15 protein-coding genes are annotated in these 15,805 nt (G+C 53.7%); 2 read left to right on the forward strand and 13 right to left on the reverse strand.

The features are described from left to right. Positions 1 to 112: 112 nt before the first annotated feature. Complete coding sequence (locus ACTU44_RS13770; RefSeq protein ID WP_114097405.1) at positions 113 to 571, reverse strand: bactofilin family protein; 459 nt, start codon at positions 569 to 571, stop codon at positions 113 to 115. Further along, positions 528 to 1,856, reverse strand: coding sequence for a M23 family metallopeptidase (locus tag ACTU44_RS13775; protein ID WP_114097404.1), 1,329 nt, complete (start codon positions 1,854 to 1,856; stop codon positions 528 to 530). The genes ACTU44_RS13770 and ACTU44_RS13775 overlap by 44 nt, the downstream gene beginning before the upstream one ends. Positions 1,857 to 2,082: 226 nt before the next feature. Between ACTU44_RS13775 and ACTU44_RS13780 the strand changes: the two genes are divergently transcribed. After that, positions 2,083 to 2,565, forward strand: a complete 483-nt coding sequence (locus ACTU44_RS13780; protein WP_181850173.1) for a phosphatidylglycerophosphatase A family protein — start codon at positions 2,083 to 2,085, stop codon at positions 2,563 to 2,565. Between the two features lie 4 nt (positions 2,566 to 2,569). Continuing rightward, entirely contained in the window at positions 2,570 to 3,067 is a 498-nt protein-coding gene (locus tag ACTU44_RS13785; protein WP_462095687.1) for a CinA family protein, read from the forward strand. 74 nt (positions 3,068 to 3,141) lie between these two features. Here the strand turns inward: ACTU44_RS13785 and ACTU44_RS13790 are convergent, their stop codons facing one another. From ACTU44_RS13790 to secG, 11 genes are all read right to left on the reverse strand, one after another. Next, entirely contained in the window at positions 3,142 to 3,600 is a 459-nt protein-coding gene (locus ACTU44_RS13790; RefSeq protein WP_114097403.1) for a type II toxin-antitoxin system RatA family toxin, read from the reverse strand. A gap of 36 nt (positions 3,601 to 3,636) precedes the next feature. After that, on the reverse strand, positions 3,637 to 4,635 hold the full coding sequence (gene lipA / locus ACTU44_RS13795; protein ID WP_462095688.1) for a lipoyl synthase: 999 nt from the start codon (positions 4,633 to 4,635) through the stop codon (positions 3,637 to 3,639). A 118-nt stretch (positions 4,636 to 4,753) separates the two neighbouring features. Further along, positions 4,754 to 6,151: a dihydrolipoyl dehydrogenase gene (gene lpdA / locus ACTU44_RS13800; protein WP_114097401.1), complete on the reverse strand. Its 1,398-nt coding sequence runs from the start codon at positions 6,149 to 6,151 to the stop codon at positions 4,754 to 4,756. A gap of 95 nt (positions 6,152 to 6,246) precedes the next feature. Then, on the reverse strand, positions 6,247 to 7,557 hold the full coding sequence (locus ACTU44_RS13805) for a pyruvate dehydrogenase complex dihydrolipoamide acetyltransferase (RefSeq protein ID WP_462095689.1): 1,311 nt from the start codon (positions 7,555 to 7,557) through the stop codon (positions 6,247 to 6,249). Positions 7,558 to 7,621: 64 nt separating this feature from the next. Beyond that, positions 7,622 to 9,064: a pyruvate dehydrogenase complex E1 component subunit beta gene (locus tag ACTU44_RS13810; protein WP_462095690.1), complete on the reverse strand. Its 1,443-nt coding sequence runs from the start codon at positions 9,062 to 9,064 to the stop codon at positions 7,622 to 7,624. Between the two features lie 54 nt (positions 9,065 to 9,118). Beyond that, positions 9,119 to 10,129, reverse strand: a complete 1,011-nt coding sequence (gene pdhA / locus ACTU44_RS13815) for a pyruvate dehydrogenase (acetyl-transferring) E1 component subunit alpha (protein ID WP_114097398.1) — start codon at positions 10,127 to 10,129, stop codon at positions 9,119 to 9,121. 551 nt (positions 10,130 to 10,680) lie between these two features. Then, positions 10,681 to 11,037, reverse strand: a complete 357-nt coding sequence (locus tag ACTU44_RS13820) for an FtsB family cell division protein (protein ID WP_114097397.1) — start codon at positions 11,035 to 11,037, stop codon at positions 10,681 to 10,683. Positions 11,038 to 11,376: 339 nt separating this feature from the next. Continuing rightward, positions 11,377 to 12,648 (reverse strand): phosphopyruvate hydratase, encoded by a 1,272-nt coding sequence (gene eno / locus ACTU44_RS13825; RefSeq protein ID WP_462095691.1) that lies wholly within the window; start codon positions 12,646 to 12,648, stop codon positions 11,377 to 11,379. Between the two features lie 103 nt (positions 12,649 to 12,751). Then, entirely contained in the window at positions 12,752 to 13,609 is an 858-nt protein-coding gene (kdsA, locus tag ACTU44_RS13830) for a 3-deoxy-8-phosphooctulonate synthase (protein ID WP_114097526.1), read from the reverse strand. A 78-nt stretch (positions 13,610 to 13,687) separates the two neighbouring features. Further along, positions 13,688 to 15,316, reverse strand: coding sequence for a CTP synthase (locus ACTU44_RS13835; protein ID WP_114097395.1), 1,629 nt, complete (start codon positions 15,314 to 15,316; stop codon positions 13,688 to 13,690). Positions 15,317 to 15,441: 125 nt separating this feature from the next. Next, positions 15,442 to 15,777, reverse strand: coding sequence for a preprotein translocase subunit SecG (gene secG / locus ACTU44_RS13840; RefSeq protein WP_114097394.1), 336 nt, complete (start codon positions 15,775 to 15,777; stop codon positions 15,442 to 15,444). Between the last annotated feature and the right edge of the window lie 28 nt (positions 15,778 to 15,805).

Genomic DNA, 15,805 nt, shown 5'->3' on the forward strand with positions numbered 1-15,805 from the left:
CCCATATGAAAAAGGCAGGTCCATTCCGGAACCTGCCTTTTCTGATTTTCTGTCAAGGTATCATCAAATGACCGGACCCGTCACCGACATCCCCGTCATCACTTTTCAATGACTACTTGTGTTCTTTCTTCACGTTCGCAGCAACAATCTGCCCAGCCTGTATGACGGTCAGGCCGCCCTCTTCAGCCACACCTTCGATACGACGGCAATGCCCTTCGATATGGGCGCCCGGTTCGATCGACAGGCTTTCATGCAGAATGTCACCAATCATGCGGGCAGTTTCAGACAATGAAACGTCCCGTGCGCGAACCTGACCGATAACGGTACCGCAGACGCGGACCTTGTCAGCAACAATCTCGCCACGAACTTCACCGTTCTGGCCGATTGTAAGGGTGCGGGTACGAATATCACCGTTCACCGAACCATCAACCTGCACGTCAGATTCCGAAATAAGGTCACCGGTTACGCGAAGGTCGGCATTGATGACCGAAAGGCCACCCTTTTTCTCAGCAGCCGCGTTACCGTTTTTAGTTGTCCCTGTTTGTGTCTTCTTGCTCGTTTTTGAAAACATATCGTCCCGCCTCAATAAATTTTAGGGGATTGACCGGCTTGTCTTGAACCAGAACTTCATAGTGCACATGACTACCGGTGCTTCGACCGGTGGTTCCCATGAGCGCTATCTGGTCCTGGTAACGCACTTCGTCGCCCTTCTTGACGAGGACCTTAAATAAGTGTCCATAACGGGTTCTAACGCCGTTCCCATGATCGAGTTCGACCATTTTCCCGTATTTTCCACTCCATCCTGCATGCACCACTTTACCCGGTGCAGTTGCGAGAATCGGTGTTCTGATCGGCCCGGCTAGATCAACACCGGAATGAAAAGCCCAGCGACCATTGATCGGGTCTTTTCGTTTACCGAACGAGCTCGATAGATAATAAGACGCAGCAGGTTCACCAATCGGCGTCTTTTTCAATCTGTCATGCAGGCTGGCCAGTTGATCCATTCGATCACTCAGAGCCATAGCCACATTTACAAATTCTTCGTCTTGCGGGTGTTCGGGCTCAAAGGCCACGAACGGTCCACCAACGCCCGGCTCTTGCGGCTTCATCGGCGGAAGAATGAACGTATCCGGCTGTAAACCGGTCATTTCGAGAACATTTTCAAGTTCAAGAATCGTGCTGTCAGCGGTTTCCGCGACACGCTGCATTGCTTGCTGCTGAATGGTGTGCAGATCAGCAATACGCTGGCGGGCGTCGCTCAGCTCACCCTGAAGTTTTTTGGAACGCTGCAATGCCTGATCGCGTTCACGCATCACGCGAGACATGACAGTTTCAACAGTTTCCAATTCGTCGCGCAGTGCAAGGTTCCGGTTGGTGATCCCGTCAATCTGGCCCTGAAGCGCATTCATCTGGTTATCCATCGATGTGCGAAGGGCTGAAATCCGGACTTTTTCCTTCTCGCTGCTCGCGAGCTTGGATGTGTAATCCTGAACCCGCGCCTGAAGCTGCAGGTTTTTTTCAGCCATCGACAACAGGTTGCGATGGGTATCTTCCATCTGCGCGGTAATCTCGCCGAAACGTCTCTGACTTTCGGTGACACGCGCGATCAGACGATTGTAGGACAGCTCACTGCGGAAAAGCTGTTCTTCACGCGTCGCAAGACGCTGATCAAGATACCAGCTATAGCCACTGACGCCGACGGTCCATACAATGGCCGCAGCCCCGAACGAAGCCAGCGCAAGCTGTCCATATTTTCCAAGACGAAGCTGGTAAACGGAATCGTTTGACCGGATAAGAATTTGCCGGTCCGGAAACCACTTATCCACCAAGCGACGCATGCCTTGAAACGCCGACATATTCAGTGTCTAACCCCTAGTTGCCCGTAGTTACGCCCGGACTTTCCGGTTGCGTAGTGTTTCTTTTTAACCCCGCCTGCGACTTATTAACCTTTTTCTTTACGCTACCTGTAACTTCGCACACAGGCAAGAGTGTTAACACACCCTTAAGGGTAAAAATTTCACCGTCCGGGGTCGATGCTGTGTTACCTATGGCCATCTGCCACAGCTCATACGTAAACCATCCATGGCTTTTTCCCGTTTTCTGATTTCCTGCACTGCCACCTGGTTCTTTAGCGGCAAAAGCCCGAAAGCACCGGGAACGGCTGGCTCGTTTGCTGCTCTGCCGTTCGGGTGGCTAATCTGGTTTTACGGCGGGAATGAGGCGCTGGTCATTGCCAGCATCATTATTTTTGCCATCGGCGTCTGGGCCGCACATCAATATAGTCACCTTCTTGGCATTCACGATGCAGGTGAAATCGTGATTGATGAAGTGGTTGGTCAGTGGATGTGCCTTCTGGTCGTGCCGCTTCATGCCGGCTGGAGCGATCTTGGCTGGCTTTTAGCCGCCTTTGTCGCCTTTCGTGTTTTTGACATTGCAAAGCCATGGCCGATCCGCTGGGTTGATCGCCGGGTTGGTGGCGGTTTTGGCATTATGCTTGATGATGTGCTGGCAGGCATTTTTGCGATGATAGTCCTTGCGGTGCCGGTTTACCTTATGGGTGGATAAGCCAATGATGATAGATGATGACATTCTCAAAGCAGCCAGCGACCTGATTGCGAAATGCTCGGCAAAAGGTGAAATGATTGCCACAGCCGAGTCCTGCACGGGCGGCCTGATCACCGGGAGTTTGACCGGTGTGGATGGTAGCTCATCCGTCGTTGATTGTGGCTTTGTCACCTATTCGAACGAGGCCAAGCACGACCTGATCGGTGTAAGCAACGACCTTCTTGCAAACTACGGCGCAGTGTCCGAACAGGTTGCGCGCGCCATGTGCGAAGGAGCGCTTGAACGGGCACCGAATGCGTCAATAGCCGTTTCCGTTACCGGCATTGCCGGTCCGGGTGGTGGCAGCGCAACAAAACCCGTCGGACTTGTTCATTTTGGCTGTGCGGGCCACGAACGCCAGACCATCACATATCACGAAGTCTTTGCCGGAGACCGTCATGCGGTGCGAAAGGCAGCGGTTCTCAAGGCGTTCGAATTGATCAGCGACATGCTCGATCAGTAACAACCACCCCCTGCCCGGCATCAGATACCACCGGGAACTCAAAGTTTCGGAATTTTCAGGATAGCATTGGAAGCCTAGCTTTCTGAAGACGGGATTTGCGGTTCGCCGTAAACTTCACGTGCGCGGGTTTCAAAGGCTCCGACCATCAGTTTGACTGCCTCGTTAAACACAACGCCGATCATTTTCTGCAACAAGGCCGAACGGAATTCGAAATCCACGAAGAAGTCGAGCCAGGTGCCCCCGTCTTCATCGGCTTCGAATACCCAATGGTTATTGAGATATTTGAACGGGCCCTGAAGATATTCCACATCAACGCGATGTGGACGCTGCAGCGTGACCTTGGATGTGTATTTTTCGCGAAACATCTTGAAGCCGATCACCAGATCGGCCTGAAGCACATCACCATCGCGCTTGCGTACCCTTGATGCAACGCACCAGGGCAGAAACTCGGAATAGGAATCGATATCCGCGACGAGTTCGAAGAGCTGTTCCGGCGTATAGGGCAGTTTCCTGCGCTCTGCATGCGTCGGCACTCGTATCTCCCCTTATCGTCGCGCTATCGTTCAGATTTATTGTGCAACGGCTTCTGCGCGCGCTGCTTTTGCCTTGGCTACTTCGGCAGCTGCAAGTTTCTTCTCGCGGGCTTCTCGCAACTGTTCAAAGTCACGGTCTGCATGGTAGCTCGAACGGGTCAGCGGCGTTGCCGACACCATTAGGAATCCCTTGCCACGTGCCATTGATGCATATTCATCAAATTCGTCAGGCGTCACAAAGCGATGAACCGGTTCATGCTTCAGGGTCGGCTGAAGATACTGACCGATCGTAAGGAAATCGACATCGGCGACACGCAGGTCATCCATGACCTGCGAGAGTTCCTTGCGTTCTTCGCCAAGACCAACCATCAGGCCGGATTTGGTGAAGATGGTCGGATCGATCTGCTTGACCCGATCAAGGATGCGCAACGACTGGTAATAGCGCGCGCCCGGGCGGATGTTGGTGTAAAGACGCGGAACCGTTTCAAGGTTGTGGTTGAACACATCAGGACGGGCCTTGGCGACGATTTCAACAGCACCTGGCTTGTCACGGAAGTCCGGTGTCAGAATTTCAATGGTGGTTTCCGGCGATTTGTGACGGATGGCTTCGATGACGCGGGCAAAGTGCGTTGCACCGCCATCGGCAAGGTCATCACGGTCTACCGACGTGATCACAACATGCTTGAGCTGCATGTCAGCGACCGCCATCGCAAGATTTTCCGGCTCGAACGGATCAAGCGCGTTGGGCATACCGGTCTTCACGTTACAGAACGAACATGCGCGCGTGCAGGTATCGCCCATAATCATGAAGGATGCGTGTTTCTTCTGCCAGCATTCGCCGATATTCGGGCATGCGGCTTCTTCGCAAACAGTATGAAGGTTCAGGCCACGCGCAAGTTCGCGGGTTTCCTGATAACCTTGGGAGGTTGGCGCCTTGACGCGAATCCAGGAAGGCTTGCGTCCGGATGGACGATCTGGCCGTTTTTGCTTTTCCGGGTGACGAAGAGCTTTGGCTTCGTTGCGCGCCGTCGACATAGAGTTACCTCCGAAGGATTGGACGGGCGGCAATGTGCCGCCACGCCACGTATTTGTCAAACCGACATTCGTCAAAAATGGTCATACCGGGCATGTGCGCCCGGTAGAACCCGATATTTTAGAAGTGGATTGCACGCCCATAGGCGTCAAGGACCGACTCATGCATCATTTCCGACAGGGTCGGATGCGGGAAGACCGTATGCATCAGGTCTTCTTCAGTCGTTTCAAGCCCCATCGCAACCACAAAGCCCTGAATCAGCTCGGTGACTTCGGTGCCGACCATGTGGGCACCAAGCAATTCACCGGTCTTGGCATCAAACACAGTTTTGACCAGACCTTCGGCCTCGCCCAGGGCAACAGCCTTGCCGTTACCAATGAACGGGAACTTGCCAACCTTGACGTCGTAACCGGCATCTTTTGCCTTGGCTTCGGTCAGGCCGACACTTGCGACCTGTGGATGGCAATAGGTGCAACCCGGGATCTTGAGCGGATCAATCGGATGGACGTTTTTAACGCCTGCGATTTTCTCGACACAGACCACGCCTTCATGCTCAGCCTTGTGGGCCAGCATCGGCGGACCGGCAACGTCGCCAATGGCAAAAATGCCCGGCTCGTCGGTACGGGAATATTCATCGGTGCCAATGACATTGCGATCAACTTTGACCTTGGTCGTTTCAAGACCGAGATTTTCAGTGTTACCGATAACCCCGACAGCTGAAATCACACGATCAACAGTAAGTTCCTGTTTCTTGCCGTCTTTGGTTTCAACCGTGACAACGACATTGTCGGCATTGCGCTTGAGATTTGCGACCTTGGCTTCGGTCAGAATTTTCATCCCGTCCTTGGTCATCATCTTCTGTGCTAGTGCGGCAATTTCCTTGTCCTCGACCGGCATGATCTGCGGCATGATTTCAACCACTGTCACGTCCGCACCAAGGGTGTGATAGAAGCTGGCGAATTCGATGCCGATGGCACCGGAACCGACAACGACAAGGCTTTTGGGCATTTTGTCAGGCGTCATCGCCTTTTTGTAATCCCAAACCACTTTGCCATCGGCTTCTAGACCCGGCAGGGAACGTGCGCGGGCACCGGTCGCGATAATGTAGTTCTTCGCAGTATAGGTCCCCGCATCCTTACCCGTCACAACGACCTTCTTCGGGCCATCGAACTTGGCTTCACCGTTAATGACGGTGACCTTGTTCTTCTTGAGAAGATGACCGACACCACCAGCAAGCTGCTTGGAGACGCCACGCGAACGCTGGATCACGGCATCAATGTCAAAGGACGGCTTTTCACATGACAGGCCATATTCCTTGGCATGTTTCATGTTGCGGTAAATCTCGGCCGAACGCAGAAGCGCCTTGGTCGGAATGCAGCCCCAGTTCAGGCAGATACCGCCAAGATGTTCACGTTCTACAACTGCCGTTTTGAGGCCAAGCTGGGCAGAACGGATTGCGGTTACATAACCACCCGGACCTGCACCAATCACGATTACGTCGAAATTGTTATCCGCCATCGTAGGATCTCCTTCGCCTGTCCGTTTCCGGTTACAGGTCTTGAAATTCAAATGCTTGCGGGGACTGATTAAAGTCCCCGCGCAACTTTGGACCGTTAGAGCAGCATGCTCAGCGGGTCTTCAATCAGCTTTTTGAATTCGGCCATGAACTGAGCGCCAACTGCACCATCGACCGCACGGTGATCAACAGAAAGAGTGCAGCTCATGACAGTTGCAATGGCCAGCGCACCATCCTTGACCACCGGACGCTGTTCACCAGCACCGACAGCCAGAATGCAACCCTGCGGCGGGTTGATAATGGCGGAGAATTCCTTGATACCAAACATGCCAAGGTTGGAAACCGAGAAGGTCCCGCCCTGATAATCTTCGGGCATCAATTTGCCATCGCGGGCTTTGCCAGCCAGCGTCTTCATCTCGGTCGAGATTTCAGCAAGGCCTTTGGAACCGGCATCACGAACGACCGGCGTGATCAGACCACCTTCGATGGCAACCGCCACCGAGATGTCCTGTTTCTTGCACTGAAGGGTCGCCTTGTCGGTCCAGATGGAATTGGCAGCCGGAACTTTCTTGAGCGCCAGCGAAACCGCGCGAATAATGAAGTCGTTGACCGAAATCTTGACGCCTTCGCCAGCCTTGTCATTCAGCTGCTTGCGGGTTGCCAGAAGGTTGTCGAGTTCGCAATCCACGGTCAGGTAGAAATGCGGAACCTGCTGTTTGGATTCCGTCAGGCGACGCGCAATGGTTTTGCGCATGCCGCTGTTCGGGATTTCCTCATATTCCGGAAGACCGGTAAGATCCGGGTTCCAGCCAGAAGCCGCCGGTGCAGCAGCAGCCGGAGCAGAGGATGCCGCTTGTGCTGCCGGGGCAGCAGCAGCAGCAGCCGGTTTGGCAGATTTCGCAGCTTCGACATCGCGCTTGACGATACGACCACGCGGACCGGAACCGGTCACCGCAGCAAGGTCGACACCTTCGTTTGCAGCGATACGGCGTGCCAGCGGGCTTGCCTTGACGCGCTCACCACCCGAAACAGGTGCAGCCGGGGCCGAGCTTTCCGCAGCAGGTGCTGCTGACGGTGCCGGTGCGGCTTCTGCCGGTGCTTCGGCAGTTGCAGGCGCAGTGCCTGCGGCAGAGGTATCAGCGCCTTCAAGGGCACTGTCGTCTTCGCCTTCTTCAAGAAGAAGCGCGATAACTTCGTTAACAGCAACGCCCTCGCTGCCTTCGGCAACAAGGATTTTACCGATCTTGCCTTCGTCGACGGCTTCGACTTCCATCGTGGCTTTGTCGGTTTCGATTTCTGCGATGACATCGCCCGATTCAACGGTGTCACCTTCCTTGACGTGCCACTTTGCCAAGGTGCCTTCGGTCATGGTCGGCGACAAGGCCGGCATCAATACTTTTACAGGCATGAACACATTCTCCCGGTAACGGGGCGGCGCGCTGTTAAACGGCGCCTGCCCCTGTCCGTATCACTTAGCGATAGCAAACGGCCTTGGCCGCATCGACGATGTGCTGCTCTTGCGGAAGTGCAAGCACTTCGAGATTTGCAGCATACGGCATCGGAACATCTTCGCCGGTCACGCGGGCAACCGGTGCATCGAGATAGTCAAAGGCATGCTCCATGACCACAGATGCGATTTCCGCACCGATACCGGCGAAGTGCCAGCCTTCTTCACAGGTAACAAGACGATTGGTCTTCATTACCGAGCGAATGATGGTGTTCACATCGAGCGGACGAATGGTGCGCAGGTTGATGACCTCAGCCGAGATCCCCTGCTCTGCCAGCTTTTCAGCAGCCTTGAGCGCCTTGCCCACCATGATCGAGAAAGCAACGATGGTGACATCGGTCCCTTCGCGTTCGATCTTGGCCTGACCGATCGGCAGGACGAAATCTTCGTCATCAGGAACTTCGAAGCTCTGACCGTACATGATTTCGTTTTCAAGGAAGACAATCGGGTTCGGATCGCGGATCGCAGCCTTCAGAAGGCCTTTGGCGTCTGCAGCCGACCACGGTGCAATGACCTTGAGGCCCGGGCAATGTGCATACCAGGATGCATAGCACTGCGAATGCTGTGCGCCAACGCGGGCAGCTGCACCGTTCGGACCACGAAAGACAATCGGGCAACCCAGCTGGCCACCGGACATGTAAAGCGTCTTGGCCGCAGAGTTGATGATATGGTCGATTGCCTGCATGGCGAAGTTGAACGTCATGAATTCAACAATCGGCTTAAGGCCCATAAAGGCCGCACCCGTTGCCATACCGGTGAAACCGATCTCGGTGATCGGGGTATCGACGACACGCTTGTCACCGAACTCATCAAGCAGGCCCTGGGTAACCTTGTAGGCACCCTGATACTGCGCAACTTCCTCGCCCATGACGAAGACGTTTTCGTCACCGCGCATTTCTTCGGCCATTGCATCACGCAGGGCTTCACGCACGGTCTGGGTTTTGAACTTGGTATAGGTTTTTTCGTCCTGGGTCGCGTTCATCACGCTCATGGCACGCGGTTCAGCGTCAGAACGTTCAATTGCACCACTTGCAGCAACCGGTGCGGCACTTGCCGTACTTGCGGCAGGAGCGGATTCTGCAGCCGGGGCAGCAGGTGCTTCTTCCGCAGCCGGTGCAGCAGCGGCAGGTGATGCTGAAACGTTATCAAGTGCAGATGCGTCTTCGCCCTCTTCGAGGATATAGGCGATGACTGCATTCACTGCGACATTTTCGGTACCTTCGGCGATAACGATCTTGCCCACAGTACCTTCATCGACAGCTTCGACTTCCATCGTTGCTTTGTCGGTTTCGATTTCTGCGATGACGTCACCGGATGCGATCGTGTCGCCTTCCTTGACGTTCCATTTGGCAAGCGTGCCTTCGGTCATGGTCGGCGACAGGGCCGGCATCAAAACTTCAATCGGCATTGTTCCCTCTCTCCCGGGAAATATCGGTCAAAAGCGGTTCGCGAAAAGTCGCGATCACGCGTCGATCAGAATATCGGTGAACAGTTCAGAAACATCCGGTTCCGGGCTGTTCTGCGCGAATTCGGCCGCTTTTGCGACTTCGGCTTTCACTTCCTTGTCGATATCCTTCAGGCCTGCCTCATCGATGATGTTGCCATCAATCAGAAGCTTTTTGACCATATCGATCGGGTCGTGTTCCTTGCGCATCTTGTCGAGTTCGTCCTTGGTGCGATATTTCGCAGGATCCGACATCGAGTGACCACGATAACGGTACGTTTTCAGCTCAAGAATGTAAGGACCTTTGCCTTCGCGGCAATGCGCAACGGCACGTTCGCCAGCTTCCTTGACGGCCAGAACATCCATGCCATCAACCTGTTCACCCGGAATGCCATAGGCAACGCCGCGCTGATAAAGGTCGGGACTGGACGAATGACGCTGGGTCGATGTGCCCATGGCGTACTGGTTGTTCTCGATGCAATAGATCACCGGAAGCTGCCAGAGAGCGGCCATGTTGAATGCTTCATAGACCTGCCCCTGGTTAACGGCACCGTCACCAAGATAGGTCAGACAAACACGGTTTTCACCGCGATATTTGTAATTGAAGGCGATACCGGTACCAAGCGGAACCTGACCGCCAACGATGCCGTGGCCGCCATAGAAGTTCTTTTCCTTGGAGAACATGTGCATGGAGCCGCCCTTGCCGCGGGAATAACCGCCTTCGCGGCCCGTCAGCTCGGCCATAACACCACCGGCATCCATGCCACAGGCCAGCATGTGGCCATGGTCACGGTAACTGGTGATCACACCGTCGTCGCCGGTAATCGCAGACTGCATGCCGACAACGACTGCTTCCTGCCCGATATACAGGTGGCAAAAGCCACCAATAAGACCCATGCCGTACAGCTGACCGGCTTTTTCTTCAAAGCGGCGGATCAGCAGCATTTCACGGTAATATTTGAGGAGATCGTCACTGCTCGCCTGATTGTCGGCGCGCGTAGTGGCGCGTTTGCGTTTCGTGGTCGCCATGTTTCCTCCCGGTGGATGGCTATCGCTTAAGCATCATGTATGAGCGCTTAATTCGGTACTGGACCACCGAAATGACTACCTAAAACGACCTCCAAGGGCAAGTAATCAAACTGCGAGTAAACTGTTGTTTTGCAACGCACAATCACAAATAAACCTAATATCAGTTAATTCACGCTATTTGGCAAATATGTGGAGATGCAGCGTTTTCAGCGACTTGGAAGGATGCGTTCATTTTCGTTCATTCCCCTGTGTCACAAATGCTATGCTTTTATGACGATAATACCGCATAGCCGTTCTTGCCGGAATGCAACCCAAAGAAGGCATTCATTATCAACGCAATCAACCAAACCCGGCATATCCACGTCAATAAACCAGAAGTCAGTTTAAACAACACCTTAGCGCAAGACGCACATTACTGACCGAAATTCACAACCAAGAATTTCACCAGAAATCATCAATGACGACAAATCAGGCCGCCATTCTGAGCATTTCAAGGGAGGAATCAGATATCCGGATTCCCTGAGACGTTATAAAACGCAATCAGAGTCCGTTCAGTCGGTATGGGCAGCAGTGATTGTTGCCATCCCCTGATAGCCATCATGATGGAAAATAATCACATCATCGGGATGGGCGGCGTTAAGCATTGCACGTGCACGTTCATCAAGCAGGTCCGGATCAAGATGGCTTGCCCGCAATGATACGACATGCCGCTCAAGATCCTTGCGACGTTCTGTGGTTTCGTCGAGAACTTTGGCAATTTCGGTAACACGGTCCTGCATTGACCAATAGGTCAGCAGACCACGCTCACCTTCCACACTGTGGAAGATGAAATATGCCATCACTGTAAATGCGATTACCGGTGCGACGGCCTGTTTCAGGCGGCGAAAAACCGGCGAACTTGACGACATTTACCCTTGCCCTTTGCGCGAAATTGCGGCTTTGGCGACGTTCAGAATCATTCCGCCCCAACAACATAAAAATAACATACGTTATTTCCTTTTGTTTTCTGTGACTTACAGAACAACAAAGCTGCAGGGCCGCCAAAATTACCCATTCAGTAGCGCAGAGATTGGTAAAAATAGAATTAAACCAACACCACAAGGGCGTTGATTTACGGTTAATCAGATAATCCTGATTCATGGTTTCGCGGCCTGTCTTCGCCTCACAACCGACCCGATTAATCCAAAAAAAGAGGGGTGCACTGTCTATGCAATGCACCCCGTTTGATAGCAAACCGTCAGACCGGATTACTTCAGGATCGTACGACCCGGATAGTAGGCGCCAGCACCAAGCATCTCTTCGATGCGGATCAGCTGGTTGTATTTTGCCATACGGTCGGAACGCGACAGCGAACCAGTTTTGATCTGACCACAGTTGGTTGCAACAGCAAGGTCGGCAATGGTCGAATCTTCGGTTTCGCCCGAACGGTGCGACATGACTGCGGTGTAACCGGCACGATGTGCCATTTCGACAGCCTCAAGGGTCTCGGACAGCGTACCGATCTGGTTAACCTTGACCAGGATCGAGTTTGCCACACCCTTTTTGATACCATCAGCAAGACGTTTCGGGTTGGTCACGAACAGGTCATCACCAACAAGCTGGGTCTTGGTGCCAATCGCGGCAGTCAGTTCAGCCCAACCATCCCAGTCATCTTCAGCCATACCGTCTTCGATGGAGAAGATCGGGTATTTGCCAACAAGATCGGCCCAGTATTTGACCATACCGCTGGAATCAAGGGTCTTGCCCTCGCCTGCCAGAACATACTTTCCGTCTTTGTAGAATTCGGTCGATGCCGCATCAAGTGCCAGAACGACGTCTTCTTCCGGACGGTAACCGGCAGCCTCGATCGATTTCATGACGTAGCTGATAGCAGCTTCGGTCGATGCAATATTCGGAGCAAAGCCGCCTTCGTCACCAACGTTGGTGTTCAAACCATCAGCCGACAGGGCCTTTTTCAGGTTATGGAAGATTTCCGCCCCCATACGGATCGCATCGGAACCGGTCTCAGCCGACACCGGCATGATCATGAATTCCTGAACATCGATCGGGTTGTCTGCATGCTCGCCACCATTGATGATGTTCATCATCGGAACCGGAAGCGTACGGGCAAAGGCACCACCAACATAGCGGTAAAGCGGAAGACCTGCGTCTTCGGCAGCAGCCTTGGCAGTTGCAAGCGAAACACCAAGAATGGCGTTGGCACCCAGACGGGACTTGTTGGCCGTTCCGTCGAGTTCGATCATGACATTGTCGACAGCAACCTGATCTTCGGCATCCATGCCGACAAGTGCTTCGAAAATCTCACCATTGACCGCGGCAACAGCCTTGGTCACACCTTTGCCGAGATAACGGTCTTCTTTGTCACGAAGCTCAACGGCTTCGTGCGCACCGGTAGATGCACCCGACGGAACGGCAGCACGACCAAAGGCGCCATTTTCCAGAGTTACATCAACTTCGACCGTCGGGTTACCACGGCTGTCAAGGATTTCGCGGCCGCGAATATCGATAATAGCGGTCATGACAGAAACGTTCTCCTCACTGGTAGGAACCATGCCGTTTGTTCGGCATGCAGGTTACAGCAAAAAAGAATGCCGCCAATGAATGACTGGCGGCATTTGAAAATCATGCGTCGAACATATCCAGACGAACCGGATTGGCTTTTGCCACTTTGTCCAATTCCATCAAAACCGAAAGAACTTCGGGTAATTTGTTCAACGGGATTTGGTTCGGGCCATCGGAAATGGCCGTTGCCGGATTATCGTGGGTTTCGATAAACAGTGCTGCGATGCCAACCGATACGGCTGCGCGGGCCAGAACAGGCGCAAATTCGCGCTGGCCACCTGACGAGGTGCCCTGTCCGCCTGGCTGCTGGACCGAATGGGTTGCATCGAAGACAACCGGATAGCCCAGACGGGCCATGGTGGGAAGTCCGCGGAAGTCCGTGACGAGCGTGTTATAGCCAAAGCTGGTTCCACGATCACAGAGCATAATATTTTCATTGCCGGTCGCAGCAAGGTTGTTGGCCACATTGACCATGTCCCAAGGTGCCAGGAACTGGCCCTTTTTGACATTAACCGCACGACCGGTCTTGCCAGCTGCCTGCAACAGATCAGCCTGACGGCACAGGAATGCCGGGATCTGAAGAATGTCTGCAACCTCGGCAACAGCGGCACACTGATCTGGCAAATGCACGTCAGTTACAATCGGAAGACCGGTAACCGATTTGACTTCAGCCAGAATGTCGAGACCTTCGGACAGACCCACACCGCGTTTTGACGTGGTGCTGGTCCGATTGGCCTTGTCAAACGAGCTTTTGTAAACCAGACCGATACCAAGCCCTTCGGAAAGTTCCTTCAGGGCTGCCGACATTTCCAGAGCATGTTGACGGCTTTCGATCGCACATGGCCCTGCCAATACGGCAAAGGGCTTGTCATTGGCGATTTCGATATTGCCAACTTTGACAGTTTTAATTTCGGTCATTGCAATGACTTTCATTCAAGCATTCGGCCATTCAAGCCTACAGCAAGGGACCCTTCTCGCAGTCAGACTGCGTGTCGATTACACCAGACGGCTGCGCTCTTTGGCGGCCTTGATGTAAGACACGAACAGCGGATGCGGATCAAGCGGACGCGAACGAAGTTCCGGGTGGAACTGAACACCGATGAACCACGGATGATCCGGGTATTCAACGATTTCCGGCAAACGCCCGTCCGGTGACAGACCCGAGAATTTAAGACCTTTTTCCTCAAGCTGCGACATGAAGTTTACGTTAACTTCATAACGATGGCGGTGACGTTCAAGAACAGTAGCACTGCCATAGATGTCGCGTGCATGGGTGCCTTCGACCAGTTTGCACTCGTAATTTCCAAGACGCATGGTACCGCCCATATCGTCTTCGCCAGTACGGCGCTCAACCGAACCACCATCCTTTGCCCATTCGGTCATCAGACCGACAAGCGGTGTTTTGGTCGGACCGAATTCGGACGAGGATGCGTCTTTCAGGCCAGCAAGGTTGCGGGCTGCTTCAAGAACGGCCATCTGCATACCAAAGCAAATGCCGAAATACGGAACCTTGTTTTCACGGGCATAGCGTGCAGCAGCAATCTTGCCTTCTGCGCCACGTTCGCCGAAACCGCCCGGCACCATGATCGCATCAAGTTTCGACAGGATTTCGTTGACGTTGCCATCTTTTTCAAGGGCGTCTGACGCAATCCATTCAATATTAACGCGTACCTTGTTGGCGATACCGCCATGGGTCAGGGCTTCGGTCAGGGATTTGTAGGCATCAGGAAGCTGGATATATTTACCGACGATACCAATCGTGACCTCACCTTCCGGGTTGCGGATGGTGTTGCAGATGTTTTCCCACGGAGCAAGATCCGGGTCCTGCGCCTGCAGACCGAAATGGTGCAGAACTTCGCTATCAAGACCATACTGGTGATAGCTGATCGGCACCTGATAGATATTGTCGACATCATATGCCGGAATGACGGCTGCTTCGCGCACGTTACAGAAACGTGCGATCTTGCGGCGTTCATTGATCGGAATTTCACGATCACAACGGCAAAGCAGAATATCCGGCTGAATACCGACGCTCTGCAGTTCCTTGACGGAATGCTGGGTCGGTTTGGTTTTCAGCTCACCTGCGGTCGAGATGTAAGGCACCAGGGTCAGATGCATGAAGAGCGTACGGCCATCGCCAAGCTCGTTGCCCATCTGACGGATCGCCTCGAGGAACGGCAAGCTTTCAATATCGCCAACCGTGCCGCCGATCTCGACCAGGACAAAGTCCTCGGTCGCATCAGACTGAACGAATTCCTTGATGGCATCGGTGATGTGCGGAATGACCTGAACGGTCCCGCCCAGATAATCACCACGGCGTTCACGTGCAATCACGTTGGAATAGATACGGCCAGTCGTCACGTTGTCTGAACGGCGCGAAGACACACCGGTGAAACGTTCATAGTGACCAAGGTCAAGGTCGGTTTCCGCACCGTCTTCGGTCACATAGCACTCGCCATGCTGGTACGGGCTCATGGTGCCCGGATCGACGTTGATATACGGATCAAGCTTGCGCAGACGAACTGTGAAGCCACGTGCCTGTAACGAAGCACCCAAAGCAGCGGAAGCCAGGCCTTTGCCCAACGAAGAAACAACGCCACCGGTAATAAAGATATAACGAGTCATTTCTTTGCCTCATCTCAAAGCACAAAGCCTCGGTTCAATGCCATTTAGTGCATCACGAACCGGGGAATACAACAATCAAAAATTGAGGCGGCAAGTTTGCCGCCTCGTGTCGTCGGTTAATTTGTTTAGCGGGTCGGAGCCGCGGGCCCGGTATCCTCAGCGGGTTCAGTAACCGCCGGGGCCGAAGCCGGTGCCTGTTCCAGAATGGAAGCTGGCCGGGTATGGCTGTTGGACTGCAGTGCAAGAATGATGCTGGTGATCATGAATGCACCTGCCAGAATCGCAGTGGTACGGGTCAGCAGGTTCGCAGCGCCGCGTGAACTCATCACGCCGAAGCCACCGCCTCCGCCGCCGCTGTTACCGCCGATACCAAGCCCACCGCCCTCGCTGCGCTGTACGAGAATGACGGCAATAAGGCCGAGCGCAAGAAGAAGGTGGATTACCAGAATGACTGTTTGCATGGTCTCGAAACTCTTGTCCTAACTTCCG

The organism is Thalassospira sp. SM2505, assembly GCF_054901115.1.

Excerpts from the sequence above, each read along its gene's own strand:
- ACTU44_RS13805 (WP_462095689.1), bottom strand. The coding sequence starts at position 7,557 with ATGCCTGTAAAAGTATTGATGCCGGCCTTGTCGCCGACCATGACCGAA.
- eno (WP_462095691.1), bottom strand. The coding sequence starts at position 12,648 with ATGACCGCTATTATCGATATTCGCGGCCGCGAAATCCTTGACAGCCGT.
- ACTU44_RS13835 (WP_114097395.1), bottom strand. The coding sequence starts at position 15,316 with ATGACTCGTTATATCTTTATTACCGGTGGCGTTGTTTCTTCGTTGGGC.
- secG (WP_114097394.1), bottom strand. The coding sequence starts at position 15,777 with ATGCAAACAGTCATTCTGGTAATCCACCTTCTTCTTGCGCTCGGCCTT.
- ACTU44_RS13775 (WP_114097404.1), bottom strand. The coding sequence starts at position 1,856 with ATGTCGGCGTTTCAAGGCATGCGTCGCTTGGTGGATAAGTGGTTTCCG.
- lpdA (WP_114097401.1), bottom strand. The coding sequence starts at position 6,151 with ATGGCGGATAACAATTTCGACGTAATCGTGATTGGTGCAGGTCCGGGT.
- kdsA (WP_114097526.1), bottom strand. The coding sequence starts at position 13,609 with ATGACCGAAATTAAAACTGTCAAAGTTGGCAATATCGAAATCGCCAAT.
- ACTU44_RS13780 (WP_181850173.1), top strand. The coding sequence starts at position 2,083 with ATGGCTTTTTCCCGTTTTCTGATTTCCTGCACTGCCACCTGGTTCTTT.
- ACTU44_RS13820 (WP_114097397.1), bottom strand. The coding sequence starts at position 11,037 with ATGTCGTCAAGTTCGCCGGTTTTTCGCCGCCTGAAACAGGCCGTCGCA.
- ACTU44_RS13785 (WP_462095687.1), top strand. The coding sequence starts at position 2,570 with ATGATGATAGATGATGACATTCTCAAAGCAGCCAGCGACCTGATTGCG.
- lipA (WP_462095688.1), bottom strand. The coding sequence starts at position 4,635 with ATGTCGACGGCGCGCAACGAAGCCAAAGCTCTTCGTCACCCGGAAAAG.
- ACTU44_RS13770 (WP_114097405.1), bottom strand. The coding sequence starts at position 571 with ATGTTTTCAAAAACGAGCAAGAAGACACAAACAGGGACAACTAAAAAC.
- ACTU44_RS13810 (WP_462095690.1), bottom strand. The coding sequence starts at position 9,064 with ATGCCGATTGAAGTTTTGATGCCGGCCCTGTCGCCGACCATGACCGAA.
- pdhA (WP_114097398.1), bottom strand. The coding sequence starts at position 10,129 with ATGGCGACCACGAAACGCAAACGCGCCACTACGCGCGCCGACAATCAG.